The following is a 26,190-nucleotide window of genomic DNA, read 5'->3' on the forward strand; positions in this document are numbered from 1 at the left end:
GCGGTTTGAGCTACTGAGCAGTTTGAGCTACTGAGCAGTATTGACCCAGCCGGTTTCGTCGGGTGCCTCATACGCAGGCTGCCGGCAGACAGCGATCACGATATCCGCTGCCCGGGCGATGGCCGCGTGCGACGCCATCGCCGAGTTGGCGGCGGCCAAACCGGCGGCATAGCCGACGACGAAAGTTGTGATCGGGGCGGCCATCGGACTGACCGCGTGGGCGGCTTCGTCTGCGACATTGAGCACGAGGTGGTTGTCTACGTCAAGGTCTAAAATCTGGAGGGCCTGGCTGAGACGGCGGGTCCACTGGTTGAGAATGTCTTCGTCTACGGCGTTGTGGGTCACAGCAGCTCCTTCAGTTGCCTGGTACCTCGGATGCATGGCTGATGAGAGGATACCCGGAACCAGAAAACTGTGTGCGAAGCAACGGTATCGAAGGGCGAACTACCAGCCCACGGTACCAGTAGAGCCCTTGAACGGCCCCACGATTTTCTTAGTGATCCAGCCGCCGTAATAGTCGCCGTCCTGCGCGCGCACCGTCTCACCGTCGACGGTGCAGCGGTCCATCGCGCCCGGGTAGACGGCGATACGTTCAGCCAGAATTTCGTACCCCGGTGACGGTGTGGAATAAAACCAGCCCGCACGGGGGCTGGAGCCGATCGAGAGGTAGCCGGCCATGCCCTTGTATTCGCAGTAGCTGTGGCCCGCTGCCGGCTTCAGCAGACCGGCGGCAAAAGCACTTCGCGGCAGGTAGTACACGGGCGGGTGGCTGGTTTCCAGCACCCGTACGACGTCGCTGGTGTCGACGATCGTCGCGCCGTTCAGCTCGATCGTGACGTGTTCCGTGGTGTGTTCAACCAGAGGTGGGCGCGGGTAATCCCACACTGATTCCTGGCCGAGACGTACCGGGTCGCGTTTCACTGGCTCAATCATGCCCCGATAATAGAGCGGCAAGCTGCGAACTACGTCGGCGTTCAGTTTGTGCGTTGCCGCGCCACACTCATTCAGCGCTCGACGGGGCTGCTAGTGCGCCCTGCATTGGGGCAGCCATGGAATAGGCCCGATGATTGCGTGGTTCGGTTACACGTGCCAGCAACTACCACCACCCGTATGCAAGCCGGGACATTCTCGAATTGACAGAGCAACGCGGGGCAGATGTTGGCGATGCCACGACCAAAGCACATTTGAACGAGGAGATCTACCCATGACCACAGTCCCCACACTCACTCTTAACAACGGCACGTCCATACCTCAGCTTGGCTTCGGCACATTTCAGATCACCCCAGAAACGACCAAAGCGGCGACCCTCGCCGCCCTTGAGGCCGGCTACCGACACATCGACACGGCGGAGATGTACGGCAATGAGAAAGAGGTCGGTGAGGCGATTGCAGCGTCCGGTATCGCCCGTGCCGATATCTACGTCACGAGCAAGCTCAACAATGGGTTCCACGACCGCGCCGACGCCCTCGCCGCGTTTGACCGTACCCTTGAAGCACTCGGCTTCGACTACCTGGACCTGTTCCTCATTCACTGGCCGCTCCCGGCCGTCGGCGACTACGTCGCAACCTGGAAGGCGATGGAGGAGATGCAGAGCTCCGGACGCGTCCGGACGATTGGCGTGAGCAACTTCCAGCAGGCGCACTTACAGCGCCTGTTCGACGAAACCGACACGGTGCCGGCCGTCAATCAGATCGAGGTGCACCCGTACCTCACGCAGGATTCACTGCGTGCATTCAACACCGAGCACGGCATTGCAACCGAGGCCTGGTCGCCGCTCGCGCAAGGGGCGGTTCTCTCTGACCCGGTGATTACCGGGATCGCCGACCGCCTCGGTAAGACCGCAGCGCAGGTTACCCTGCGCTGGCACCTGCAACGGGGCGACATCGTCTTCCCGAAGTCGGTCACCCGCAGCCGGGTCGAGGAAAACTTTGCCCTGTTCGATTTCTCCCTCACCGAAGCGGATATCGCCGCCATTACTGCGCTGAACCGCGACGAGCGCACGGGCCCGAACCCCGACGAGTTCAACTACATCCCGTAGCTTGCCGGCATCGGCGGCCGGAGGCTGCCGCTGCCAATAAATCTGGCTACAGTGTGCGCATGGTGAGCTCGGATGCGCAGGTTTTGATGGTCGACTGAACTGCGCGTCGATCTGGATCCCCAGCCGGGCACGGACTTCTCCGACACCATTCCGCTCGCTGTCGAACTGAAGAGCCTGCTGGCCGAGGCTGATCTGACCGCGTTTGTGAAGACATCCGGAAATCGCGGACTGCACGTGTTCGCGCCGATCACCCCGACCCGCGAATTTCTTGACGTGCGGCACGCGGTCATCGGCGCGGCGCGTGAGCTGGAACGACGGATGCCCACCCGGGTCACTACAAACTGGTGGAAGGAAGAGCGCGGCGAGCGCATCTTCATTGACTACAACCAGGCCAACCGCGACCGCACCATGGCCGGTGCCTACAGTCCCCGGCCGCTGCCGCACGCGCCGGTGTCCTGCCCGCTGGAGTGGAGCGAACTCGCCCAGGCCGACCCGCGCGCCTTCACGATTCTCACCGTGCCGAACCGACTGCGTGACCAGGGCGACCCATGGGCGACCATGCACGAGCAACCTGGCTCGATCGACGTCCTGTATTCGTGGTGGGAGTGCGATTTGGCCGATGGCCTGGGTGAGTTGCCGTTTCCGCCGGACTTTCCCAAGATGCCGGGGGAGCCGCCGCGCGTGCAGCCGAGCCGGGCCCGTCGCCCCGACTAGCGCTACGCGTTCAGTTCACGATGCGCTCGCCGGGCACGGGCGGCTCCGGCGGGGTGCCGGTGCCGAAGGGACGGCCACCGAGATCGGCGCGAGAATGCGGTGCCAGCCAGGCGGCGGCATCCGGACCCTTCGGCACTATGCCGCTGGGATTGATATCGACGTGGGTCACGTAGTAATGCTTCTTGATCTGATCGAAATCGATCGTGTCACCGAAACCCGGAGTCTGGAAGAGGTCTCGGGCATAGGCCCACAGCACCGGCATCTCGCTGAGCTTGTTTCGATTGCACTTGAAATGACCGTGATACACCGCGTCAAAGCGTGCCAGAGTCGTGAACAAGCGGATGTCCGCCTCGGTTATCGTGTCGCCCACGAGATACCGCTGCCCGGCCAGGCGTTCTTCGAGCCAGTCGAGCCGAGCAAACAGGGCGTCGTAGGCCCGTTCGTACGATTTTTGGCTGCCCGCGAAGCCGCACTTGTAGACGCCGTTGTTCACGTCGTGAAAGATCAGGTTGGCGACCTCGTCGATCTGGGTCCGCAGGGCTTCGGGGTAAAGGTCGGGGGCGCCGGCCCGGTGGTGTTCCGTCCACTCGGTCTCAAAATCGAGGGTGATTTGCGGGTAGTTGTTGGTGACGACCTTGCCAGAGGCAACATCGACGATCGCCGGCACGGTGATGCCGCGCGGGTAGTCGGGAAAACGGGCGAAGAAGGCCTGCTGCAGGCGTTCGATGCCGAGCACCGGGTCGAGCCCGTCGGGGTCGAGGTCGAAGGTCCAGCTGTTCCTGTCGTGGGTCGGGCCGGGCAAGCCGAGTGAGATGACGCCCTCGAGGCCGAGCAGGCGGCGCACGATCGTGGTGCGGTTCGCCCAGGGGCAGGCCCGCGCTGCGACCAAGCGGTAGCGACCCGCCTCGACCGGCCAGCCGTCCCGGCCGTCCCGTGTAATGCGGTCCTCGATGTAATTGGTGTCGCGGTTGAAGTCCAGGCCGGGCGTGATGTAACTGGGATTCAGGCTCATAGTGCCACGCTACGCGCCTCGGGCCGTCCCTAAACCGCTTCGCCGAGCTGCTCGGCGATTTCGGCGTCGGTGCGGGCGTCGATGATGCCCCACATTATGTGGGTGGGGCCGCTGCTGTCGCTCGGTTCGGTGCGTGGCCGGCTGGCCCAGCCGTGCGCAACGACGGCGGCACCGAGGTATTCGAGGGAGTCGGCGATGCGGGTTTTACGAATCTTGCCGGCCAGTACGCTGCCGTCGGGCGCCTGACGCCAGCCGCGCTTGTGGGCGACGACGCGAGCTATTTCTTCGTTGGTCAGCCAGCGCGAAAAGCTGCGGGTGGGCGGGTCGATGGCAATCAGCTTCATGCCGACACTGTACCCGCCCGGCCCGCCACCTCGTCACAGGCGCCGATCGGGGCGATCATCACAGGACCACACGAATCGACAAATTCGACACCAACTGGATGGTCAATATCGCCGGTGTCGCTGCCGATTCCGGGTTGGCTCCGAGCCCGGTGACTCGGAATTTCGGGACGACGTCACCCGGTGACTTGTTGGTACGTCGGCCAAGGAAAATTTCTGCGCGCGACGGCGTGTGTCGACCTAGGCTGAGCCCGTGATGAATTCATCGGCGACACACATCGCTCGCGACGCGAGCAACAGTTCGGCACTGCAACTGCTGGCACGGCTGGGGTTCGCCGTCAACGGGCTGCTGCACATCCTGATCGGGTCGATCGCGATTACCGTGGCGATCGGTGCCGGCAGCGGCTCCGCCGACCAAAGCGGGGCACTCGCCCAGCTGGCCTCGAGCCCGGGCGGGGTGTTTTTGCTGTGGATCGTCGTGGTCGGCATGTTCGCCCTCGGGCTGTGGCTGGTCGTCTCCGCATTCGTGATGCAGGGCGAGCCCAAACGAAAATGGGCGCGTCGTCTGGCCAACATTGCCAAAGCCATCGTTTATATCGCCCTCGGCGTCACGGCGCTGACCTTCGCCCGGGGCGGTGCGTCCAGTTCGGCCGGCAGTACGCAGAGCGCCAGTTCGTCGTTGCTGTCCTCGCCGGGCGGCGTCATCGTGCTGTTCCTGGCCGGTGTGGCCGTGCTCGGCGTCGGCGGCTATTTCATCTATAAGGGTGCAGCGCAGAAGTTCCGGTCAGACCTCGCCGTGCCGGGCGGATCGGCCGGCCGCGCGGTCGTCGCCCTCGGAGTCGTCGGCTACGTCGCCAAGGGCATTGCGCTCGCCGTGGTCGCGATCCTCGTCGGCGTCGCCGCGGTCACCAATGATGCCAGCAAATCCACCGGGCTCGACGGGGCGCTCAAGGCGCTCGCCGCCCTGCCGTTCGGAACCATTGCCCTGATCCTGATCGGTGTCGGCCTGATCGCTTACGGCCTGTACTGCTTCGTTCGCGCCCGCCGCGCCCGGTTGTAGTCCGCGGGACGCATGGCGGGTGTCCCAGGCGATCACCCCGCCGAGCACGACGAGCGAGATCGACAGTGAGGCGAGGGCATCCGTTGCCCAGTGATAGCCGAGATAGAGACGGCTGATCGCGGCGACCCCGATACAGAGCGCCGCGATGCTGAACCCGATGATGGCAGCACGCCGACCGGGGCGCCGGGACACGACCAGGTAGGTCAGCACCAGTACGAAATCGGCAGCGCCGAGAACGTGCCCCGATGGAAACGAGTACGAGTGGTCGGCGCCGAACAGCATCAGCTCGATCGGTGGGCGGCTGCGGGCGATGAGCGGCGCCAGAATCTGCGCCAGAATGACCCCGGTGAGCATGGCTATGGCGAGTAGGAGCGGTCGCCACGCGTGCTTGCCCCAGACCCCCCAGACGACGGTCAAAACCAGCACGATGATCGGCAACGCGACCGGCCCGAAGATGATGGCCAGACCGATCATGATCAGCGTCAGGGTCGGCGAGCGGTTGTCGACGAGCCACTCGCGAACCGGCGAATCGTAGAACGACGACCGGTCCGGTTGCATCACGTCAATGAGCACGCCGCTGAAGAGCAGGATGCCGACACCGGCCAGGGCGATGGCGGTCAGGCGCAATTGCCAACGCGTGGCCGTGGACAGCGGCCGGGCATCGACGACAAACTTTTCGTAGCGGGTGCGCCACACCGTTGCGGACCGGATACCGCCCATCTGTTCGTCCTTTCGGTAGAAGAGTGTCAGTGCCGTTTCAAATGTTCGGCGGCGCGCAACCGGCGTTCGCCGTCGAGTTTTGCCGCCAACGGCGCCCAGACTACAACGGCGATGCCCACGCCGAGCAGTACGGCGCCGATCGTGTCGGTCAGCCAATGCGCTCCCAGGTAGGTGCGGCTGATCATCATGGCCAGAGTGTAGGCAGCTCCGAGTATCCAGACCCACCATCGTGAAAAAAGGAGTGCGAAAATGGTGGCCATGACGGCCGCGTTTGCTACGTGCCCCGAGGGAAACGACCCAAAATCGACACTCACCAGAATGTCCTGGGGCCGGGTTCTCCCGAACAAATTCTTCAGCACCTGCACGGCGCCGCCGGTGAGTATCGTCGCTGCGAGGTAGAACCCGACCGCCCAATACCGCCGGGCCAGCAGCAGAACGCCCACGATCAGTGCGGGAATCAGCAGCGACGCCGTGAGCCCGAAACCGAGGTAATTCAGCACCAGTGCTGGCACGTCCAGGGCCGGCCCGCGAAACCGATCGATCCAGGCGAGCCAGGACCGGTCGATGGCGAGTGACCCGGCATCGATGGTGTCAGCGGTGCCACGCAGCAGCACCAGATAGCCGAGGGCGATTGTGAGAGCGAGCGCACCGAGACCGCTGATCAGCGGCCACCGACGCGTGATGCGTTTCGTGCGTGGTGTCGCCGATCTTTCCGGATGCCGATCACTCACCATGGGGTAATGCTAGATCGCGCGCACATCATTCGGTGACAATTTCGCCCGGGGTCTTGTCGGGACGCCAGCCTCGCCAGGACGCCAGCCTCACCAGTACGGCTGACGCAGCCGGCCGGTCGCGGTCGGCGAACCCGGTGCCGACCCGGCCGACGCAGCGCAAGGCCCCGTCGGTGGGAACCCCGAGCAGCAGGGATCCGATCGTGCCCGACCGGTTTCCTTTGCCGGGCCGCCAGCTGCCGACTACGACCTCCTGGGTGCGGAAGTGTTTGATTTTCACCCAGTCTCGCGTCCGGCGCCACGCGCTGTAACGGCCATCCTGTCTTTTGGCCATAATGTCTTCGAGCCCGAGCTGGTCGAACAGCATGAACTGCACCGGAGTCTTCTTCGCCGCAGCGGCCACCTCCAGCGGCTCGGTCAGCCTCAGGCGGGTCTGCAGCAGCCCGAAATCGGGGCGTCCGCGCGGGTCGACGGCCACGACCTCGCCGTCGAGCACCGCGGCATCCGTTTCGGTGGTGGCCAGCGCGGCGAGCAGATCGGTCGTGAGATCGGGATAGGACACGGTCACATCGTGCCCGTTGCGGGGGACCAGACGCACTCCCTGCTCGGCCGGGGAGACGTAGGCGAGTGCCCGCATGCCGTCCCAGTTCATCTCGAACGCCCAGTCGTCGTCGCCGAGGTCGGCTGCGGAGCCGGCGGCGGCGAGCATGGGGGAGTAGGTGTTCTTGGGTGGTGCGTGACCGATCTGCCCGGCGGTCGGGCGGGCATTGGTGTGTGAACCGCCAGCCCCGTCGCGTGGCTTCATCCGGTGAATCAGCCAGTTGTTCGCCGCCCCGCGTCCGGCGCTCGTGCGAATCAGGGCGAACCGGGCGGTGCCGCCGAGTCCGACGTGGGGTTCGCCGTGCAGAGTCACGATCACTTCGTCGTCGCGCCATTTTTTGAGGTTGTAGTCGCCGCGATCCCCGATCGAAACGTCACCGGCTCCGGTGTCTTGCTCGCGTCCCGCTTGTCGCGCATCTGGACCGGTGCGATCACCTTCGGACTCGTCAACGTGCCCGTCAAGGTGTACAGCGCCACCGAAGATCACGATGTCTCGCTGCACCAGGTGCACGATGCCGATGGGGGACGCATCCGCTATCAACGTCGGTGTGAAGTGTGTTCCAAGGTCGTTCGTGGCGCGTTGCGCTGGAGTTCTGGCCAGGCGCTAACTCCCGCGTACTGGCGCAAGTCCCGCGCGGCACGCTGCCGCGGCGACGAGCACGATGTTCGGGGCGGTGGCACCATGGCGACATGCCAGAACACACCGAAAGAGACGCCACCGTCACCGGCGTCATCGAGTTCGCACCGGGGGAGCGTCCGACCGGACCGTTCACCGTGACGGTGCTGATTGAAGACGTGTCCAAAGCGGATGCTCCGAGCACCATCGTGGGCTACTCCCGCACCGAGATCCCCGCGCTCGCCACGGACGCGAAGTTCGATGCCGCTGCCGGGTTGCCGTTTTCCGTGATCGTGCCCGCCGACGCGCAGAACGGCATCCGTCGTCTGAATCTCCGGGCGCACGTGCGCCAGAAGTCCGATTCGCGCGAACCCCTGGCGCACGTCGCGGCCGGGGAACAGCCCCAGCCTGACTCGGCCATCGAACGCCCCGACATCACCGAGGGGGACTTCGTCTCGACGCAGTCCCACCGGGTGCTGCCGACGGGGTCAGTCCGTGTCCCGGTTCAGCGTGTCTGAACCGGCACGCACTTCGGCCTCGTCGAACGACGTGATCACGCCGCCGAGGCTCTCATAGCCGGTGAGCGATGGACCCCACGCAGCGCCGTTGAACCACTTGTGGAACAGTGCGCTGTTGGTGCCGGTGAGGAACACGTCCAGCCGGCCGGGTGCCCAGGACACGACGCGCGGCTGCGAGGTGGCGATGCCGCCCATGTTTTCGTAGCCGAGCACCGAGGGCCCCCACGCGTTGCCGTCGAACCACTTGTGATAAAGCGCACTGTCGGTGCCGATCACAAACAGATCGAGCCGGTTCGGTCCCCACGAGACGGCCTCGGGTTCGCCGACGACAATGCCGCCGAGCCGCTCGAAGTCGTTGACCGACGGACCCCAGGCCGAGCCGTTCCACCACTTGTGGTACAGCGCACCGTCGGTGCCGGTCACGAAGATGTCGAGTCGGTTCGGACCCCAGGTGACGACCCGCGGCGCCGAGGTGCAGACCCCGCCGAGACGCTCATACCCGGTGAGCGATGGACCCCAGGCTGAGCCGTTCCACCACTTGTGGTACAGCGCCCGGTCGGTGCCGATCACGAACACGTCGAGCCGGTTCGGGCCCCAGGAGACGACTTCGGGCTGGCCCACAATGATGCCGCCCATGTTCTCGTAGCCGGTGACCGATGGGCCCCACGCTCCACCGAACCACTTATGGTACAGCCCGTGGTCACTGCCGACGACAAAGACATCGAGCCGGTTCGGTCCCCACGACACCACGCGCGGGTCGCCGAGCATCACGCCGCCCATGTACTCGTAGCCGGTGACCGATGGCCCCCAGGAGCTGCCGTTCCACCACTTGTGATAGAGCGCGCTGTCGGTACCGGTCACGAACAGGTCGAGCCGGTCTGGCGACCACGCGACCGCCTGCGGAACGCTCTCGGCGATGCCGCCCATGTTCTCGTAGCCGGTGATCGAGGGACCCCAGGCTCCGCTGAACCACTTGTGAAACACGGCCCGGTTGGTACCGAGCACGAACGCATCCAACCGGTTCGGACCCCACGACACCACCGGGCTCGAACTGGCCCGTACGGTTTGCGGATACATGAGGTTGACCGCGGCGATATCACCGGCCGATAGCGCGGTGCGCTGACCGATCTGCGCTCCGGCCTGCACCGGGGTGATCGTCTCAAGCCCATTCTTCGAGAAGGCGGTGCGCGGATAGTGCATGATCGAGCCGTAGTCATACCCACCGACATCGTCACCGTCGACGATGTGCTGGTCGAACTGGCTCTCCATACCCGACTCAATATTGGCCACGTTGATCGTCACGAAGGCGTTGCGATCCTCCCGACTCTGTTCGTGCCAGAGCCCGACCGCGTGGCCGATCTCGTGGATCGCGTTACCGGTGCTGCAGCCGGTCCCCAAACTGATGGTCTGCATGCCGTTACCCTGCATACCGAGCATCGACCAGCATCCGCCAGAATCGCTGAACTCGATGAAGTTGGAGAATTGACTCGCATTGGCCGCCGTGCGCTCGGTAAAGCGGATGGGAGTGCTGGCCTCCCAGTGGGAGATCGCGTCGCGCACCCGCTGCTGGTCCGGCAGGGCGGCGTTGATCCGAAACGGAACGTGGGCGTTCGGCCATCGAAAGCGCGCGCCGGTGATGGCCACGCCGCGGGCACGACCGTCATCGTGGCTTTCGGCATCCTTGGTCTGCTCCAACTCGGCGACCGTGCCCAGCACAATGTCACCTTCGAAGACGGCCAGATTGTTGACCTTGTAGTAGACCACTTCGGTTGGCCCGAAGGTGACGCCGGAGATGAAACCGGATGCCGATTCGCCCGCTTGAAATTCACCCTCACTAACGAATTTCTGGTCGCCCCCGGGGCCGGAAATATTTTCTGCCATGGAACTACTCCCTGTGTGCTCTGTCCCTTGCTGGCACTGTGCCGGAACGCGCGTCAGGCTACGCCGCCGGGCGTTATCGGAGCGTTACTCGGGGCCGCTGAACGGGGTCGCGCCCGGCGGCCCACAGTTAGGTACTGCGGACCACGATCAGTCCGGCGTGCCGACTAGCCGTTCGATCGCAGCGAGCGGGATCGGCAGCCAGGCGGGTCGATTGCGACTCTCGTAGACGGCCTCGTAGAGAGCTTTGTCGAGTTCGAAGGCCTCGAGCAGGGCAAGCTGCTCGTCCAGTTTGAGGCCGGAGCGTTCCGCGTAACCGTCGAGGAAAGCGCCACGGCAGGCCATTGCCCAATCGGAAATCATCGGCAGATTCTGCGTCATCGCACCGGACGACGAACCGGCTGAGGCGAGGGTGACCGCGGCTTCGGCCGTGGTCGCCGTCATCGCGCCGGACACGTAGGAGAAGGATCGCAGCATGCCGGCGACGTCGCGCAGCGGGACATCGGGCCGGGTTCGTTCCCGCAGAGTGCGCAGCGGTTCACCCTCGAAATCCAGCAGTACCCAGCCGCGGCCCTGCACGTCGAGAACCTGCCCGAGGTGAAAGTCACCGTGGATGCGCTGGAGTCTGGGCCACGCCGCGGATTCCGCCCGGGCAAACACCGCTTCGATGGCGCTCTGGTATTTGGCCAACAGCGGGACTTCACGCAGGGTCTGACTGCAGCGCAGTCTCATCTTGGCCATTTCCTCGGCAATGACTTCGGGGCTCGCCTCCAGGGTCGGCAGGGTGCGTGCGAGATCGTGGTGCACGTCGGCGGTGGCCTGCCCCAGCCGGAAGGCCGGGCCGGTGAAATCACTGCCCGCGGCGGCGGCGATCAGGGCCGTGCGCCAGGCATCCGGTGCATCGGGCAGAAACTCCTGCGCAAATGCCAGGTGGCCGACCGCTCTCTGGCCGGGCTCGGCCGGATCGTCCCACTGGCCGACCATGGCACCGAACGGCAACGGGATGCGAGTTGAGCCGGCACCGGCCAGCGCAGCCTGCACCGTCACATCCGGATTCTCTCCCGCATGAATAATTCGGAAGATCTTGCAAATAATCGGCACCGCTGGCGCTCCGGTGGCGTCGACGCGCTCCACGATGATCGAGGTATTGGATTGCTCTCCGCTGAGCACCCGACTCGAGATGACGGTTGCTGCCGTCGTACTGGAAGGGGCGGTGGAGTGCGGGCGCAGGTCCTCGCCCCGCGCGCTGGCGGCGGAGCGGTCGGTCGCCGTTGGTTTGGTGGACACGGACACGTCCTGCCGCTCCATGAATGCCAGCAACGCGGCAGCGAAGGCGGGATCGTAGGTGGCATCGTAAATGTAGCGGGCGTTGAGCGAGCCCGGTTGGCGCACGGTGATCAGTGCGTTGTCGGCGCCGGGCAATTCCTCGAAGCGTTCAGTGGTCGGCAACTGGTACAGCGTGAGGGTGAGGCTCGCTGTGTCGAGCACGAAATCAACGCGGATGGTGACTCCCGGCTCGGCGCAGTCGAGGGCGAAGTGCCCGATGCTGCGCAGCGCGGGAACTCGCCCCTTGTTGCCGAACCAACGCTGCGTCGACACCCAGGCATTGACGTAGCTGGGCAGTGGGGTGCCGCGATGGTTGGGGGCGAGGTCGGCGGTGTTGTGGGGCTGCGAATCTCGGTCTGGACGGTGAGCGCTGTCTCCATCGATCATGCGGCCAGCGTAGCGTCCCAACCGGGATTCTGCCGGCGCGCCCGAGAACCCGAACTTGAGGCTTGCGGTAGCCTCTGTCAAGCCCCCTAATCGGGATGCGTCGATCGGGCGATAATTTCGGCGTTCCAAGCTACAATTGTAAACAATGGACAGCGTGGTGGGACGCCTTCAGATGATTCAAGACATCCATTCGAGAAAGAACCGTGCAGGGTATGCCCCAGCGATATTCATTGGAACCGGTCGTGCAGGAATCAACTCCGTCGATCATCGCTCGCAAACTGCGCTACGCGATCGCGCACGGCGAGGTCGCTCCCGGGTCGCAACTGGGTGAGGCAGAACTCGCCCGCGAACTCGGTGTCAGTCGAGGCCCCCTGCGCGAAGCCATGCAGCGTTTGACGCAAGAGGGACTCCTGGTCAGCATTCGCAACCGGGGTCTGTTCGTCATCGAGATGACGGACGCTGAGATTCGCGACATGTACGTGCTGCGCACCGCCATCGAGTCGGCGGCCTGCAAGCTGCTCGTGCGCGCTGACCACGTAGCCGCCGGGCAGGACCTGCTGGGCAAGGTCGCGGAGATGGAGAGTGCCGCGGCGACCGGCGACCGCGCCGCCATGAGCGACGCCGATATGGCCTTTCACGAACGCCTCGTCGCCCTGAGTGGCAGCCGCCGCCTCGCGCGCATCCACAGCACCCTGATGACGGAGACCCGGATGTGCCTGACTGTACTCCAGGACTCCTATCGGGTCGACGGGGAGTGGATCGCGGAGCATCGCGGTATCGCCGAGGCTGTGTTCAACGGCGACGGGCCGCTGGCCGAGAGTCGGCTCAGCGACCATGCCGAGGCCGCGCTGGCGCGACTGACCGACTCGACGGCATCCATTTCGGTGTGACCGGCATTTGAATGCCCGGACCTTTGAGGTCCGGCACAGTCGTTCCAAGCCGGCACCTTCGCCGTCTTGTTCCCGGAGGCGAACGATTTAGGCCGTGCGCGCCGCGAGGATGACGTGGGGCAGGCTGGCCGGTTCGACGCGGATGCTGGTGCGCTCGCAGCCGGTGCACTTGAGGACGTAGAGCGGAAGAGTGATGCGCAGGGCCTGCGCGGGGTTGGGTTTCAAATCAGCGGGTGACTTGCAAAACGGGCAGGTGAGTCGCATCGCGGGGGTTTCCCTTGGCTCAGTTCTGCGCAAGCGGTAGCTCGCGTCAAATTGACCATAGGGTGTTCCGTGTTTCTCTGCTGCCCCTTGAATTCGCCGCCAAACTGTGTATAAAGAACAGTCTGGCCGCACCGCTAAACGGATGCCGCGAGCAGGCTCACGACGACGGTGTCATCCTTCGTCGACAGCTGGCCGACCTCGGCGAACCCGAGGCGGCCGTGGAACGCGAGGGATCCCGGATTCGGCGGTTCGAGGTTGACCTCGCACAGCACCTCGGCGAGCAGCTCGCGGCGGGCCGCACCGAAGATGGCGTCGTAGAGCACCTGGCCGAGCCCCTGCCCGCGAAAACCGTCGGCCACGACGATGCGGTCGACGTAGAGAAAATCGGTGGATCGCTGGGAGAACCAGCGGTAGTTCTCGCTCGCGTACTCGGCGCCGGCGACAAAAAGGATGGCAAAGCCGAGTACCTCGGCGACCGCATCGTCGTCGGCGACGACAGCGACCGCGAGGTGGCTGTGTTCGACCAGCGCGACCAGTGCCGCCGCATCCAGCTCATTGACCGCGGGAACGGCGGCATTGTTGAGCGCGAGCAGCCGCGGCAGGTCGGCGGCCACGAGGGAACGAATCGAGTAGGTCACCCACTAACGATAGGCCAACGCCCTGGCCCGCGAACCACGGGCCCGCTACGCCTCCGAGCGGGCTCCGGCCCGGTACACGGCGGTCGCGATGACGAGGTCTTCCCAGGACATCCCGGTGCTCTTGAAGACGCGCGGACTTTCCGCCGTGACGGCGACGGTTCCCGTCACGATGTCACGCAGCGGCACGAGCTCGTGCGGGGCGATGACACCCTCGGCCACCGCGATGATGACGTCGCCGGCCTCCCGCTGCGCCGTGGCCGGGTCTTCGACGACGACCTGCGCTCGGGCGAGGAGCGCTGAGTCGAGCTCACGGGCATCCGTTTCGTGCGAACCGACGGCGACGACGCAGCAATCGGCGGGCACCAGGCTGCCGTCGAACAGCGGAGTACGCGCGGTGGTGGCGCAGACGATCAGCTGGGCCGTTGCCACGTCAGCGGCCGTGCCGACCTGGGCCGGCAGGTCGCTGGCGGTCACCCGGGCGGCGAACAGCTCGGCGCGGGGCTGGTCTCTGGCCATGATCGTGACCCGGTCGATTGAGCGGATGGCCCGCATCGCCTCGATATGCCCCCAGGCTTGCGGCCCCGAACCGAACACCACCAGGTGCTCCACGCGGTCCGGAGCCAGGTAGTCGGCGGCCGCGGCCGACACTGCCGGGGTGCGCAGGGTCGTGATCGCGGCGCCGTCGAACAGCGCGATCGGCGTGAGCGTCAGGGCGTCGAGCAGCAGATAGACGCCCTGAATGCGCTCCCGACCAAGGGCCGGGTTGCCCGGCGCGACCGACGCGACTTTGATGCCGACGAAATCCGAAGCTTCAGTGGGCATGAGCAGCAATTGGCCGTTCGCGACCGCCAGAACCTGCCGGGCGAAGTCACGCACCGGATCGAGCCCGGTGGCGAGCGCGTTCTGCACGGCTCGCACCGCCGCACCGTAGTCCACCCGCTCAAAAATCTCTTCGGCGGTGACCATGGTGGTCGGAGCGGGTCTGGAGCTTGTAAATGTCATCCGTCGCAGACTATCGGGCGGCCTGCGTCCGCAGCACTGCCAGAATGAACTGACGCCGTTTCAGCCTGGCGACACGTTTCACGGTGGCAAGAGGAGACAACGGCGTATGACTCACCAGGTGAGCACGACCAAACCGAGCACGGATAACTACCGGGCCGCCCGCGACCAGTTGCTGGCGCTGCGGAGCGATCATGCCCGTGCCGCGCAGGAGTTTGAATGGCCCGACGTGGGGGAGCACTTCAACTGGGCCACCGACTGGTTCGACGTGCTCGCACGCGGCAACGACAAAATCGCTTTGTGGATCGTCGAAGAAGACGGCAGCGAGCAGAAGTTCAGTTTCGCCGAGATGGCGCAACGCTCCGACCAGGTGGCCACCTGGCTGGCCCGGCAGGGCGTGCGGCACGGCGACCATGTCATGCTCATGCTCGGCAACCAGCTCGAAATCTGGGAGGCGATGCTCGCCATTATGAAGGTCGGCGCGGTCATCATGCCGACCAGTGCCGTGCTCGCCGCTCATGACCTGACCGACCGGGTGCTTCGCGGCGGCGTCACCCATGTGATCGCGAACTCGTCCGATGCAGCCAAGTTCGACGATGTTCCCGGCGACTACACCCGCATCAGCGTCGGCGCGCCGCGCCCCGGGTGGGCCGACTTCGCGGACGCCTACGCGCTCACCCCGGAACCCATCGCGACGGTCGTGGCATCCGGTGACCCATCGCTGATCTACTTCACCTCCGGTACGACGAGCAAGCCCAAAATGGTGCTCCACTCGCAGACCTCCTACCCGGTCGGCCACCTGTCGACCATGTACTGGCTGGGCCTTCGCCCCGGCGACGTGCACCTCGCCATCAGCTCGCCCGGCTGGGGCAAGCACGCCTGGAGCTGCTTCTTTGCCCCGTGGATCGCCGAGGCGACCGTATTCGTCTACAACTACTCCAAGTTCGCTCCCAGCGCCCTCATCGCCCAGCTGCATCGAGCGAAGGTCAGCACGTTTTGCGCGCCGCCGACGGTCTGGCGCATGCTCATTCAAGCGGATGTCGGCCCCCGGCCGGCCGCCCTGCGCGAGTTGCTCTCCGCCGGGGAACCGCTTAACCCCGAGGTCATTCGGCAGATCGACAACGGCTGGAAACTGACCATCCGCGATGGCTTCGGCCAGACCGAGACCACCGCCATCGTTGGAAACGGTCCCGGATCGGTGCTGAAGGCCGGGTCGATGGGCCTGCCCCTGCCCGGCGTCTCGATCAAGCTGCTCGACCCGATCACCGAACTGCCCGCCGAGGAAGGTGAGATCTGCCTCGACCTGTCGACGAGCCCGGTCAACTTGATGACCGGCTACCACGGCGAACCCGACCTTACCGCGCACGCCATTCGCGGCGGTTTTTTTCACACCGGCGACGTCGCCACAGTGGATACCGACGGCTACCTCACCTTTATCGGCCGCACCGACGACGTGTTCAAGTCGAGCGATTATAAGGTGTCGCCGTTCGAGGTGGAGAGCGTGCTGCTCGAACACCCCGCGGTCGCCGAAGCCGCCGTGGTTCCCGCGCCCGATGCCACCCGGCTGAACATTCCCAAGGCGTACATCCACCTCGCTCCGGGCTGGGAACCGACGGCCGAAACGGCCGAAGCCGTGCTTCGGCATGCCCGCACCGGGCTGCCGGCCTACATGCGGGTGCGGCGGGTGGAATTCTTCGAGCTGCCCAAGACCATCTCCGGCAAGATCCGCCGGGTCGAACTGCGCGAGCGCGAAGCCGACGCGGCAAAAGCCGGCACCCGGCTGCCGAATGAATGGCGCGACGACCAGTTTCCGGGGCTCACGCGCTAGGGGCATCCGCTCGAAAAATCTGCGGGAAAGTCGGGGCTTACAGCCCGAGACCGGGCCTGGCCCCCTCGTTAGCGTAGAAGCATGACCCTCCTCGACAACCCGCGTGCCACGACAACCGACGACACAGGCTGGGCTGGCTTCACCGCCGGGCCGTGGCAGCACGGCAATGATGTTCGAGATTTGATCCAGCGCAACTACACGCCGTTCACCGATGATGCGAGCTTTCTGACCGGCGCCACCGACCGCATACTGGCGCTCTGGGCCCGGCTGACGGAGATGTTCCCCGGCAGCGCGCGCTCGGCGTCTACGACGTCGACCCGACCACCCCGGCATCGATTACCGCGCACGCCCCCGGCTACATCGACCAGCCGAGCGAGATCATTGTCGGTCTGCAAACGGATGCCCCGCTCACGCGCGCCATTATGCCCTTCGGCGGCCGGCGCACACCCGGGTCGAGGTACTGCCCTTCCATCAGATGGGTGAGCACAAGTGGAATCGCCTGGCCATTCCGCATCCGCTGTACGGCGAGCTGCCGCCCGATTCCGCGCTGCAGCAGCGGGTGCGGGCTCAGCTCCGGGCCCGCAGCCTCACGACGTTCTAGCTAGAAGCGGGCGAGCAACTCCGTTTTTTTGGCGTGGAATTCGGCATCCGTCACCACACCGGCCTCGCGCAGCTGACCGAGCTGGGAGAGGTGAAGGGCAATTCCGGTCGATCCCGCAGGGTGGCCTTCGAGTTCGCGGCGCGCGGGCGCGGGGGCGAGGGCTGAGACCGGTGCCGGTGCCGGTGCCGGGCTGACCGGGTGCACCGCGGCCACCGCAGCGGCCGGTGAGTGACCGGACTGGGACATCCGGTCGATCCAGGCCAGTGCGATGGCCGAGAGAATGAACACCATGTGAATGATGACCTGCCAGAGCACGCCGTCCCAGGTGTAGATATTGCCGGTGATGGTTTCGGTCGGGTTGTTATCGACGGGGGTGCCGCGCGCGGCCAGGTCGCCGACCTCGATGAAGGTCTTGAGCAGGTGGATCGACGAGATGCCGACGATGGCCATGGCGAGCTTGACCTTGAGCACGTTGGCATTGACGTGGGAGAGCCATTCCGGCTGGTCGGGGTGCCCTTCCAAACGGATGCGGGACACAAACGTCTCGTAGCCGCCGATAATGACCATGATCAGCAGGTTCGCGATCATGACGACGTCGATCAGGCCGAGCACCGAGAGCATGATCGCGGCTTCTTCGACGTGGATGCCGCCGTCGTCCCCTGGCACGGTCAGCGAGGTCCAGACGTCGCCGCCGAGGTTGATGAGCTCGACCATGAACACGATCACGTAGATGATCTGCGCGATGATGAGCCCGATATAAAGGGGCGCCTGCAGCCAGCGGCTGAAGAAGATCATCAGGCCGACGCTGCGCACCCAGCGCGACTGCGGGCGGAACGGGCGGGGGAACTCGGTTTCAGTCACCGGTTGATCATAAGGGAGGCCCGGGTGAGAACCTCCTGTGCGCCGCAGCGCCTGTGGACGTACGCTGACGTGTTGATGATTCCGGCCACGATGGCCGCGCGCCAGCATTGTGGGCGCGCGGGCGGGACGATCAGGAAGGTCGCAGCGAACGCTCAAAAGCTTTGCGGCCGGTGGGCAGGCCTCCGGACAGATCGGTCGGCTCCAGTCCGAGCAGCGCGGCGAAATGGTCGGATGGTTCGACGCCGAGCTCACGGCCCAGATGGGCGCGAAAACTGCGGTACACCTGCACCGCCGAGGCATAGTTGTCTTCGGCGAGATGGCAGCGCACGAGCAGATGCTGGGTGCTCTCCCGCAACGGATCGACAACCGCAGCGGCACGGGCCGCGCCCAGGGCGCGACTGAAACTGCCGGTCAGCAGATGGGAGCGGGCCAGGGATTCCAGGGCGTCCACCCTCTGATTGAGCAGATGGTCCTGTTGTTCCAGCACCCATTCCTCGTACCAGCCCGGCAACAGGTTGGCCTCCTGCAATACATCGACGGATTCCGGCGGCACCGGCAACCCGCCGGTCAGGGTGATCTCGGTGATCAAATCGCGTACCTTGTGCAGATCCACGCGCACCGCCGCGTCGAGCTGCAGCGGATCGGTTGCGCGGAGCAATCGGGGGAGTTCGTGCGAAATACGAAACACGCTCGCTCGCAGGTTGCCGGCCGACTGACGCTCGGAGCTATCCGGCCAGAGCAGCGCGGCCAGCACGTGCCGCGGTTGGGTGTGCAACACGGCGAGGGCCGCGAGCAGCCGCTGCTGGCGGGCACCGACCTCGACTGGCACGCCGATGTAGCGTAACTGCCAGTAGCCCAGCACGCGAAGATCCCAGCCCGGTGTCACCGAAAAACCCATGAGTGCTCGATCCGCAAAAAAAGTACAAAGCCGACCCGCAACCTCAGGCGGGATCCGCTACCGCCCAGAATGGCCAGCCCCGGGGCGGTTGTCAATGCCGTGTGCGCGCCAAAAAGTGGATGCTCCGCCACCGCCAACGCGTACCCCCGATAGCTGGCAGTAACCAGCCAGTAACGCCGGGGTTTGTACAGTTGGCCTGCGGCATCCGCTGGCAATCGGCCCTTTTGATCGGATCGTCATGAAGCAATTGGCACTCTGCGTGGGCATCAATCGGTTCGCGAACCTGCCGATGAGCAGTTGGCTGAACGGCTGCGTCAACGATGCCGAAGACGTCAGTGCATTGCTCGGGAGCGCCTTCGGATTTGCCGACTCAAGCATCACCCTGCTGACCGACCAGGCCGCGAGCCGGGATGCGGTTTATGGAACGCTGGTCGAGGCGCTCGACCGGGCGAATACCCCGGGGGAGCACCTGGAGCGCATTCTGTTCACCATGTCGAGCCACGGCACGCAGGTGGCCGACACCGATAACGAAGAGTCTGACGGCGTCGATGAGGCCTTCGCCACCTGTGACCTGCGTCAGGTCGGCTCCCAGTGGGACCTCGAATCGCTCATCGTCGACGACGAACTGCACACCTTGTTTTCCCGGTTGCCCGAGGGAGTGCTGCTCGACGTGATTTTCGACACCTGCCATAGCGGCAGCGGCCTGCGGGCGATGGACCAACTCCTCCTATCGGATGACCGTCGTCCACGCTTCGTGCCCCCACCGACACCGCTCGGCCGGGACGGCACAGCGGTCGCGGGCGCGAACACCCGCATGCTGCGCGATCTGGTGCGTACCTCGTCGGCCGTTGCGAAGCCCGCGTTGCTGGCCGCATGCCAGGCCGACCAGGAAGCGACCGACGCGAACTTTGACGGGCGGTACAACGGCGCGTTCACGCATTTTCTGCTCGAGGAGCTGCGCAGCGGGGCCGGCGCCAGTCGCGCCGACGTCGTCAAGCGCGTCAACAAGAAGTTGCGCGCCCGTAAGTTCGAACAGATCGCGCAGCTCGAGGCACCCGACCCCGGCAAAACAACGGCGTGGGGCACCGCGTTCTGAACGCCGCGCTCGTGCGCAGAAGACCGGTCAGGGGTGAAAGGTCGGCCGACGCAGTTCGGCTACGCCTGGTGCCGGGGTAGCGGGCACGGCGGCGGGCGACGGTGCGGGCGACGGTGCGGGCGACGGTGCGGGGGGCGGCGCGGCAGCCGCTTTCAGCGCCGGGCGAGCGAGGGCGTGCGCGGCGAGTTTAGCCCGCTGCCGATCCAGGTCGAGAATCGGCTTGAGTGCGGCGAAGCTCAGACGACCACCCTCGTCGAAGCGCAGTTGCCCGCCACCGCGAATGAAAACATTCGCCTGGGTGGTCAGCCCGAATCTGCGCGCTTCAGCGACGGTGAACGTGAATTCCTGGGTGAAGGTGGCACCGATCTCCGACACCACGAAGCCGTCGGGCCCAACCCGAAGTGTCGGCCGCACCCGTTCCACGGAAATGGGGCGAGTGGGGTCGATCTTCGCCGCCTCCAGCAATTTCGGGTTCTCCCAGAGAAAACGTACGATCTCTTCCGGGTCGGAGCTGAGGGCGGCCAGCCGAATCGGGTAACGCAGTCCGGTGAAGGTCGCAACGCCCGAAAGGTCGTGGTTCGGGGGCAATTTGATGCCGAGCTCGGCGAATGCCTCGGTGACGACGGGACGATACTCCAGGTCGTCGTCGGGCACGACCGCCATGTCGGCGGCGAGGATTCCGCCCAGCAGGTCTTCCCAGGTCACATCCACCGGTGCCATGTAGCCCAGGCTGCGGATGAGCATTCCCAAGACCTGACGGCCAACGTCTGCGCCGGCGCGGGCGATCTGGTACAGGCTCGAGCGGCCACCGGGCAAGTCGAGCCGTTTCAGCCAGAGTCGCACCACCACGCGCAGCAGTACCTGCACGATCGCGCCGCCGCGAGCGTGCGGGTCGCGCAGGGTGCGCCAGTCGGGCGGACTGTCCTCGCTCAGGGACGACCGAACGGTTCCGCGTTTGAAGAGCTCATCGCCCAAACTGAACAGGTCGCTCCGAAGCACATCCTCGCTGAGGGTATCGAGGTTGAGGGGGTCACCGCCGGACGACGTCAACATTTGTTCGACCAGGGTGCGGGTGGAAAACACGGACAGCAGCGCCACGAGGTCGGCGAACGTTTCATGCAGGGCGAGTTGGTCGGGCTCGGCCCTGGCATCAGCCCATTTCGGCCGGTAGCCATCGACGATGGCGTGGGTCACCTCGTGGGCCACCAGATCGCGAAAGAGGGCCAGCGGCACTGCTTTGCTCGTACGATTGTCACGTTTATGCCCGAATCGAATCAGACCCAGGTCGCGGTAGTAGCCGGATTGTCGGTACGACACCGGATCGTAGGCGCTGATGGTCAACCGTCCGCCACCGACCCAGCCCATCCTCCGGCCGAGTGTCGACTCGAACAGGGCGAGAGTGGATGCCGCCACCGCGTATACCTGCTGCGCCAGGAATCGGCTGTCCTCCAGCAGGGCCGCCAGATCATCGGGCGGTTTCTCGTCGACGATCATCCACGGCGGGGTCGGGGAGCCGATGTCGAGACTGAACGGCTTCTGACGGGGCTTACGCACGATCACGTCGAACCGGGCGCTGCGCGGCCCCGGGCCGATGCGTTCGACCGGAACCCGCAGCGTGGTCGTGAGGCGCGGCGCGGGTTCGCCCGGGGGCGGATTCGGTGGGACCGTGGTGAACGGCCCCTCGGCCAGAACCGTCAGGCTGACCTGCAGACCACCCTGCCCGGCGTCGCTCAGCCCGGGATCGCTCGGTTGCGCAAGCGACGCGTCAGCAGACTCGGGATCGGTACCAGTTGTCATGGCGGCCCCCACAGCATCCGTTTCTGTGTGCAATATGCAACCGCCGGCGTGGTTTGTCAAGGCTTCGGGTGAAGTAACGCAGCAGTAACGCTGGAGCGACATAATCGCAACGCCCCACCCCTGTTCCAGCATGAATTAGATGACATGAACTAGATGACATGAACTGAATGACATGAACTGAATGAGAGGAACGGTGCCATGCCCGAACCGATGCCCCCCGCCACACGGCAGCCGCCGCTGTCTCCAAGTGAGCTCGACCGCCTTCGCCCGCACGTGGTCAACCTCAGCGGCGGCAAATTCTCATCGAGTGGAGTGTTCCAGACCACTAAAAAGGATGTCGACGCCGTCTTTGCGACGCATCTGCCGGCCTTTGTGGCCGAGCATGGCGGCGTCGTACCCGTTGTGTTCTACGCCCACGGCGGGCTGGTCGGCGAGCAGTCCGGGCTGCGGATCGCTGCCACCCAGGTGGAGTGGTGGAAGTTCAACGGCGTGTATCCCATTCACTTCGTCTGGGAGACCGGCCTGGCCGGGGCCATCGCTGGTGCGGTGGGGGACTGGGCGCAGGGTCGTCGCGGCTGGCTCGACGAGGCCAAGGACCGCGTGCTTGAACTCGCGGCCCGATTCGGCCAGGGGCAGGCGATCTGGGGGCAGATGAAGCGCGCGGCCGAGGCTGCATCGGCCGGGGACGGCGGCGCCCGCTACGTCGCTGAAGCACTCGGTGCGTACTGCACCGCCCACCCCGACACGGTCAGCGTGCACGCCGTTGGGCACAGTGCCGGATCAATCTTTCATTCCTTCTTTATTCCCGCCGCATTGAAGGCCGGGGTACCGGCCTTCGACACGCTCAGCCTGCTGGCTCCGGCCGTGCGCACCGATGTGTTCGAGAAGCAGCTCGTGCCTCTGTGTGGCCAGGAGGTGAAGTCGCTGGCACTGTTCACCATGACCGAAAAGCTCGAGCGCGCTGACACCTGCCTCGGCGCCTACGGAAAGTCCCTGCTCTACCTGGTGCGGGCGTCGTTTGAGCCCGAAGAATTTTCGCCCATTCTGGGCCTCGAGGAGTGCCTCCGCGCCGACCCGGTGCTCAGCCGACTGTTCGGGCTGTCCGGCGCGAGCGGAGGTATCGCTGACATCATCTGGTCAAAAGCAACGGGCGGCCCCTTGACCAACCGCAGCACCTCGACCAGCCATGGCGGGTTCGACACCGATATCCCGACCATGGACAGCGTCGCGCGTCGGGTCACCGGCAGCTCGCGCATCCAGTCATTCCCGATCACCCGCTCCCGTGGCGACGAGCTCTGGCCGGTACCGGGCCCGGCCACGCCCCGGCGGGCCGGAACCCACCACGCACTCTGTGTCGGTATCAACGCGTATCCCGGCGGCGATGCCCTCTACGGCTGCGTAGCGGATGCCGAAGCCTGGGCAGCGCAGCTCACCGCGGCCGGTTTCGCGGTGCGCACACTGCTCGACGCGGAGGCGACCCGGCAGAATATCCTGCTCGGGCTGCTGGACCTGGTGGCGAGCAGCGTCGCGGGCGATGTGCTGGTCTTTCAGTACGCCGGGCACGGCACTTATGTGGACGACCTTGACGGTGACGAGGCGGAGTCTGGCAACGAGGAGAAGAAGTACGACGAAGCGCTCTGCCCGATTGACTTTCGCGAGGGCAATTTGATCATCGACGACGACCTCGGAGAGATCTTCGACCAGCTGCCCGACGGCGTCAGCCTCACTGCCTTCTTCGATTCCTGTCACTCGGGCGACGGCCAACGCCGGCTGCAGCTGCTTCCGGTTGACGTACAGAACCTGAGTACGGCATCCGCTCCCCATGGGCGTCGGGCGCGGTACGTCATTCCCGACAAGGAGACCAGCGAGAAATACCGGGCCAAGCGCGGAGCTCCCGCCCGGGCCGGCAAGCGGGCCTTGGCGCGGGAAGTGCTGTTCAGCGCCTGTAAACCGACCGAGGTAGCGTACGAGACGGACGGTCACGGCGATTTCACCGTGGCAGCCAGCCTGCTCGTGGTGCCGAGTGCAAATCGGCTGACCAACGGCGAGTTCCTGGCGAAGATCCGGGAGGCATTTTCGAGTCAGCCGCGACAGAACCCCGACTTCAACGGGCCGCGGGCCGCGAAATCACGGGTCTTCCTGGCGCCGCTGGTGGCTGCCGCAGCGGAACCGACTGATCGGCCGCCCGGCACCGCATCTGGCACGATCCCCGCCGCGATAACGGCGCTGCTCGACCCGGCCGCAAGCCCCGGGGGCGGGACCGACGCGCTCGCGGCATCCACTGGTACCGCCGGATCGGCTGGCGCCGCTGCCAGTCGCGAAGCGGATGCTGCGGATCGCGCCCGCGCGGCCGCCGCGTTCCTGCGCGCTGCCGCCGACTTCATCGACGGGTAGCGGCCCGCCGGTGACCCCGAAGACGGTGGGTGCCGTTGACGACGTGACCGACGGCATCCGCTTATTGTCGACATCTTTCGCATCCATCGCTGTGGCCTGCGACACTGGAGGAACAGCTCTGCGCCGAGGTCGTCGGACCGAATCGCGGAAACGATGTACGCGCCGGCTCCTCGGAAGGACCCCATGCTCGATTTCCTGTTCAGCCCGATCCCCGGGATCATTTTCACGATTGTCGTGGTTCTGCTTATCGGCCTGATTTACGCCAAGACGATCTATAAGAACGCGGGACCCGATGAGGCCCTGATCATCACCGGCAAGAAGAGCCGCAAGACCATCGTCGATGGCGCCACGCTCGAGGAATCCGGCCAGCGGGTCGTGCATGGCCAGGGTGTGTTCATCACACCGTTCTTCCAGAAGGCGTTCAAGATCAGCCTGCGCAGCCGGGCGATTGAGATCACGGCCGTCGCGCAGGACCGCAACGGCATCACACTCTCCGTCGAGGCCGTCGCCATCGTCAAGGTCGGCGACGACCCCGCTGCGATTCGCGCCGCCGCCCAGCGATTTCTTGGGCAGGACAAGAACATTGACGGCTTCGCGCAGGAGGTGCTGAGCGGTTCGCTGCGTTCGTCGATCGGCGCGACCGACGTCATGACCGTTATTCAGAAGCGCGATGAGCTCGGTTCCTCGGTGCTCGCCACGGCTCGCGAATCACTCGCCAACCAGGGCCTCGACGTTGACTCCTTCGAGATCAAGGGCATCACCGATGAGAACGACTACATTCGCGACATCGGTCGTGCCGAGCAGGCGAAGGTGCGTCGCCAGGCCGAGGTGGCCGAGCACGTTGCGAACCGCGAGTCGCAGGAAGCCCTGATTACCGCCGAGCAGGCCATCGCGGAAGCGCAGAATACGCTCGCGCTGCGTAAGGCCGCGCTGCAGCTTGACACCGACAAGGCGTCCGCCGAGGCCGCCGCGTCGAAGCCGCTCGCCGAGGCGAAGGCGCAGCAGGCCATCGTGCAGGAGCAGGAACTGACCGCCCAGCGCCGGGCCAGCCTGCGCAAGGCCGAGCTCGAGTCCGAGGTCAACGCGATCGCCGACGCCGACGCCTACCGCATCCGGGTCACCGCGATCGCGGCCGCCGAGGCATCCGTTGCCAAGGCCACCGCCGATCGCGACAGCCGTGTCGCCAACGCCGACGCTACCCGCGCGGAGGGCCAGGCCGAGGCCGACGCCATTCTCGCCCGAGGAACCGCCGAAGCGACGGCCACGCGCCTCTCCGCCGAGGCCGTCGCCCAGCAGTCCGAGGCGCTCATTCAGCTGCGCCTGATTGAAATGCTCCCGCAGATCGCGCACGAACTGGCCGCACCGATGGGTAACATCGACCAGCTCACCGTCATTTCAACGGATGGCGCCAGCCAACTCTCCAAGAACGTCGCGTCCGGCTTCAGCGAGGTCGACGCCGTGCTCGGCTCCACCATGGGAATCGGCATCAAGGACCTGCTCGGTGGGCTCCTTGGCGGCACTGCGGGAGCCGCTTTGCGGAACGCGACGCCCAGCCACAGCGGCGCATCCGCGTCGAACGTTGGTGCTGCGCCGACTCACCCGAGCGCAACCGGCGCATCGTCACAGCAGTCCGGGGCGTCGCCAACGTCGGCGTCGGCCGCGGCAGCGCCCTCGTCAACGTCGGTGGCCCCATCCGCAGCGACGGCTGCCGCAGCGGCGCGATCAGCAGCAGAAGCATCCGTTTCGCAGTCGATCGACGGCGTTGATTTCGATGCTGTCGCCGACGAAGCTGCTGCCACAATTACCCGTGCGGCGGCGGCCCGGCTGCCCAAGAAAGCTGGGGATCGCCTGCTGCCCTAGTGCACCGATCGCCGCAACCCCGGTGCAGCTAGCTCCCGAAGACTGTAACAGTGTCTGGCCAGCGCCCGGGGGCGCAGGGTCACCTGCCCCGTATCCTCCGGCACCGAAGTGCGACCCCCGACC

23 protein-coding genes and 4 pseudogenes are annotated in these 26,190 nt (G+C 65.5%); 12 read left to right on the plus strand and 15 right to left on the minus strand.

Features of this window, described 5'->3' with window-relative positions:
- Nucleotides 1-27 precede the first annotated feature (27 nt).
- Nucleotides 28-345 carry a DUF6457 domain-containing protein gene (locus E3T46_RS08890; protein ID WP_134444595.1) on the minus strand — a complete coding sequence of 106 codons (318 nt, stop codon included), beginning with the start codon at nucleotides 343-345 and terminating at the stop codon, nucleotides 28-30.
- A 99-nt stretch (nucleotides 346-444) separates the two neighbouring features.
- Nucleotides 445-933 (minus strand): DUF427 domain-containing protein, encoded by a 489-nt coding sequence (locus tag E3T46_RS08895; RefSeq protein ID WP_134578276.1) that lies wholly within the window; start codon nucleotides 931-933, stop codon nucleotides 445-447.
- 271 nt (nucleotides 934-1,204) lie between these two features.
- Here E3T46_RS08895 and E3T46_RS08900 point away from each other — a divergent pair, with 271 nt between their 5' ends.
- On the plus strand, nucleotides 1,205-2,038 hold the full coding sequence (locus E3T46_RS08900; protein WP_134578277.1) for an aldo/keto reductase: 834 nt from the start codon (nucleotides 1,205-1,207) through the stop codon (nucleotides 2,036-2,038).
- Between the two features lie 96 nt (nucleotides 2,039-2,134).
- Nucleotides 2,135-2,752, plus strand: a pseudogene (locus E3T46_RS08905) (ATP-dependent DNA ligase); the annotation flags it as partial.
- A 10-nt stretch (nucleotides 2,753-2,762) separates the two neighbouring features.
- Here E3T46_RS08905 and E3T46_RS08910 read toward each other — a convergent pair.
- Both E3T46_RS08910 and E3T46_RS08915 read right to left on the minus strand, forming a co-directional pair.
- A complete protein-coding gene (locus E3T46_RS08910) occupies nucleotides 2,763-3,764 on the minus strand; it encodes a glutathione S-transferase C-terminal domain-containing protein (protein ID WP_134578278.1) in 1,002 nt (333 codons plus the stop codon).
- Nucleotides 3,765-3,793: 29 nt separating this feature from the next.
- Nucleotides 3,794-4,108, minus strand: a complete 315-nt coding sequence (locus E3T46_RS08915; RefSeq protein WP_134444602.1) for a hypothetical protein — start codon at nucleotides 4,106-4,108, stop codon at nucleotides 3,794-3,796.
- Nucleotides 4,109-4,361: 253 nt separating this feature from the next.
- Here E3T46_RS08915 and E3T46_RS08920 point away from each other — a divergent pair, with 253 nt between their 5' ends.
- The gene (locus tag E3T46_RS08920) at nucleotides 4,362-5,165 is read left to right on the plus strand and encodes a DUF1206 domain-containing protein (protein WP_134578405.1); all 804 of its coding nucleotides are present in this window, start codon (nucleotides 4,362-4,364) and stop codon (nucleotides 5,163-5,165) included.
- Between the two features lie 27 nt (nucleotides 5,166-5,192).
- Here E3T46_RS08920 and E3T46_RS18815 read toward each other — a convergent pair.
- The 3 genes and pseudogenes from E3T46_RS18815 to E3T46_RS18445 form a co-directional block, all read right to left on the minus strand.
- Nucleotides 5,193-5,885, minus strand: a pseudogene (locus E3T46_RS18815) (phosphatase PAP2 family protein); the annotation flags it as partial.
- Between the two features lie 26 nt (nucleotides 5,886-5,911).
- Complete coding sequence (locus E3T46_RS08930; protein WP_198419159.1) at nucleotides 5,912-6,619, minus strand: phosphatase PAP2 family protein; 708 nt, start codon at nucleotides 6,617-6,619, stop codon at nucleotides 5,912-5,914.
- A 25-nt stretch (nucleotides 6,620-6,644) separates the two neighbouring features.
- Nucleotides 6,645-7,421, minus strand: coding sequence for a hypothetical protein (locus tag E3T46_RS18445; protein WP_347232613.1), 777 nt, complete (start codon nucleotides 7,419-7,421; stop codon nucleotides 6,645-6,647).
- Nucleotides 7,422-7,622: 201 nt separating this feature from the next.
- Here E3T46_RS18445 and E3T46_RS18450 point away from each other — a divergent pair.
- Nucleotides 7,623-7,787, plus strand: a pseudogene (locus tag E3T46_RS18450) (Ku protein); the annotation flags it as partial.
- Nucleotides 7,788-7,906: 119 nt separating this feature from the next.
- A complete protein-coding gene (locus tag E3T46_RS08945) occupies nucleotides 7,907-8,350 on the plus strand; it encodes a hypothetical protein (protein WP_166790213.1) in 444 nt (147 codons plus the stop codon).
- Here the strand turns inward: E3T46_RS08945 and E3T46_RS18260 are convergent.
- Both E3T46_RS18260 and E3T46_RS08955 read right to left on the minus strand, forming a co-directional pair.
- Nucleotides 8,321-10,231, minus strand: a complete 1,911-nt coding sequence (locus E3T46_RS18260; RefSeq protein ID WP_198419161.1) for a M12 family metallopeptidase — start codon at nucleotides 10,229-10,231, stop codon at nucleotides 8,321-8,323. The two genes, E3T46_RS08945 and E3T46_RS18260, sit on opposite strands and share 30 nt — an antisense overlap.
- Before the next feature lie 147 nt (nucleotides 10,232-10,378).
- A complete protein-coding gene (locus E3T46_RS08955) occupies nucleotides 10,379-11,941 on the minus strand; it encodes a phosphotransferase (protein WP_134578281.1) in 1,563 nt (520 codons plus the stop codon).
- A 242-nt stretch (nucleotides 11,942-12,183) separates the two neighbouring features.
- Here E3T46_RS08955 and E3T46_RS08960 point away from each other — a divergent pair, with 242 nt between their 5' ends.
- Nucleotides 12,184-12,831 carry a GntR family transcriptional regulator gene (locus E3T46_RS08960; RefSeq protein WP_241980554.1) on the plus strand — a complete coding sequence of 216 codons (648 nt, stop codon included), beginning with the start codon at nucleotides 12,184-12,186 and terminating at the stop codon, nucleotides 12,829-12,831.
- 87 nt (nucleotides 12,832-12,918) lie between these two features.
- On the opposite strand, the gene E3T46_RS17890 is transcribed toward E3T46_RS08960, so the two are convergent.
- From E3T46_RS17890 to E3T46_RS08970, 3 genes are all read right to left on the minus strand, one after another.
- Nucleotides 12,919-13,056, minus strand: a complete 138-nt coding sequence (locus E3T46_RS17890; protein ID WP_166789546.1) for a hypothetical protein — start codon at nucleotides 13,054-13,056, stop codon at nucleotides 12,919-12,921.
- Between the two features lie 173 nt (nucleotides 13,057-13,229).
- Entirely contained in the window at nucleotides 13,230-13,733 is a 504-nt protein-coding gene (locus E3T46_RS08965; RefSeq protein ID WP_134578283.1) for a GNAT family N-acetyltransferase, read from the minus strand.
- Between the two features lie 45 nt (nucleotides 13,734-13,778).
- Nucleotides 13,779-14,735: an ornithine cyclodeaminase family protein gene (locus E3T46_RS08970; protein ID WP_241980556.1), complete on the minus strand. Its 957-nt coding sequence runs from the start codon at nucleotides 14,733-14,735 to the stop codon at nucleotides 13,779-13,781.
- Nucleotides 14,736-14,841: 106 nt separating this feature from the next.
- Here E3T46_RS08970 and E3T46_RS08975 point away from each other — a divergent pair, with 106 nt between their 5' ends.
- From E3T46_RS08975 to E3T46_RS18705, 3 genes and pseudogenes are all read left to right on the plus strand, one after another.
- Nucleotides 14,842-16,560: an AMP-binding protein gene (locus E3T46_RS08975; protein ID WP_134578284.1), complete on the plus strand. Its 1,719-nt coding sequence runs from the start codon at nucleotides 14,842-14,844 to the stop codon at nucleotides 16,558-16,560.
- A gap of 81 nt (nucleotides 16,561-16,641) precedes the next feature.
- Nucleotides 16,642-17,003, plus strand: a pseudogene (locus tag E3T46_RS08980) (pyruvate formate lyase family protein); the annotation flags it as partial.
- Nucleotides 17,004-17,035: 32 nt separating this feature from the next.
- Nucleotides 17,036-17,161: a hypothetical protein gene (locus tag E3T46_RS18705; RefSeq protein ID WP_277870964.1), complete on the plus strand. Its 126-nt coding sequence runs from the start codon at nucleotides 17,036-17,038 to the stop codon at nucleotides 17,159-17,161.
- Here the strand turns inward: E3T46_RS18705 and E3T46_RS18220 are convergent, their stop codons facing one another.
- Both E3T46_RS18220 and E3T46_RS08990 read right to left on the minus strand, forming a co-directional pair.
- Entirely contained in the window at nucleotides 17,162-18,022 is an 861-nt protein-coding gene (locus E3T46_RS18220) for a TIGR00645 family protein (RefSeq protein WP_241980558.1), read from the minus strand. It abuts the gene before it with no gap.
- A 130-nt stretch (nucleotides 18,023-18,152) separates the two neighbouring features.
- Nucleotides 18,153-18,920, minus strand: a complete 768-nt coding sequence (locus E3T46_RS08990; RefSeq protein WP_134578286.1) for a BTAD domain-containing putative transcriptional regulator — start codon at nucleotides 18,918-18,920, stop codon at nucleotides 18,153-18,155.
- 238 nt (nucleotides 18,921-19,158) lie between these two features.
- On the opposite strand from E3T46_RS08990, the gene E3T46_RS08995 reads away from it, so the two are divergent.
- Nucleotides 19,159-20,016, plus strand: coding sequence for a caspase family protein (locus E3T46_RS08995; RefSeq protein WP_134578287.1), 858 nt, complete (start codon nucleotides 19,159-19,161; stop codon nucleotides 20,014-20,016).
- 27 nt (nucleotides 20,017-20,043) lie between these two features.
- Here the strand turns inward: E3T46_RS08995 and E3T46_RS09000 are convergent, their stop codons facing one another.
- Complete coding sequence (locus tag E3T46_RS09000) at nucleotides 20,044-21,813, minus strand: hypothetical protein (RefSeq protein WP_134578288.1); 1,770 nt, start codon at nucleotides 21,811-21,813, stop codon at nucleotides 20,044-20,046.
- A gap of 198 nt (nucleotides 21,814-22,011) precedes the next feature.
- Between E3T46_RS09000 and E3T46_RS09005 the strand changes: the two genes are divergently transcribed.
- Both E3T46_RS09005 and E3T46_RS09010 read left to right on the plus strand, forming a co-directional pair.
- Entirely contained in the window at nucleotides 22,012-24,207 is a 2,196-nt protein-coding gene (locus tag E3T46_RS09005; protein ID WP_134578289.1) for a caspase family protein, read from the plus strand.
- A gap of 183 nt (nucleotides 24,208-24,390) precedes the next feature.
- The gene (locus E3T46_RS09010) at nucleotides 24,391-26,067 is read left to right on the plus strand and encodes an SPFH domain-containing protein (RefSeq protein WP_166790225.1); all 1,677 of its coding nucleotides are present in this window, start codon (nucleotides 24,391-24,393) and stop codon (nucleotides 26,065-26,067) included.
- The last annotated feature ends 123 nt before the right edge of the window (nucleotides 26,068-26,190 follow it).

This window comes from Cryobacterium sp. Hh11, from assembly GCF_004404045.1.
Classification (GTDB): domain Bacteria; phylum Actinomycetota; class Actinomycetes; order Actinomycetales; family Microbacteriaceae; genus Cryobacterium; species Cryobacterium levicorallinum.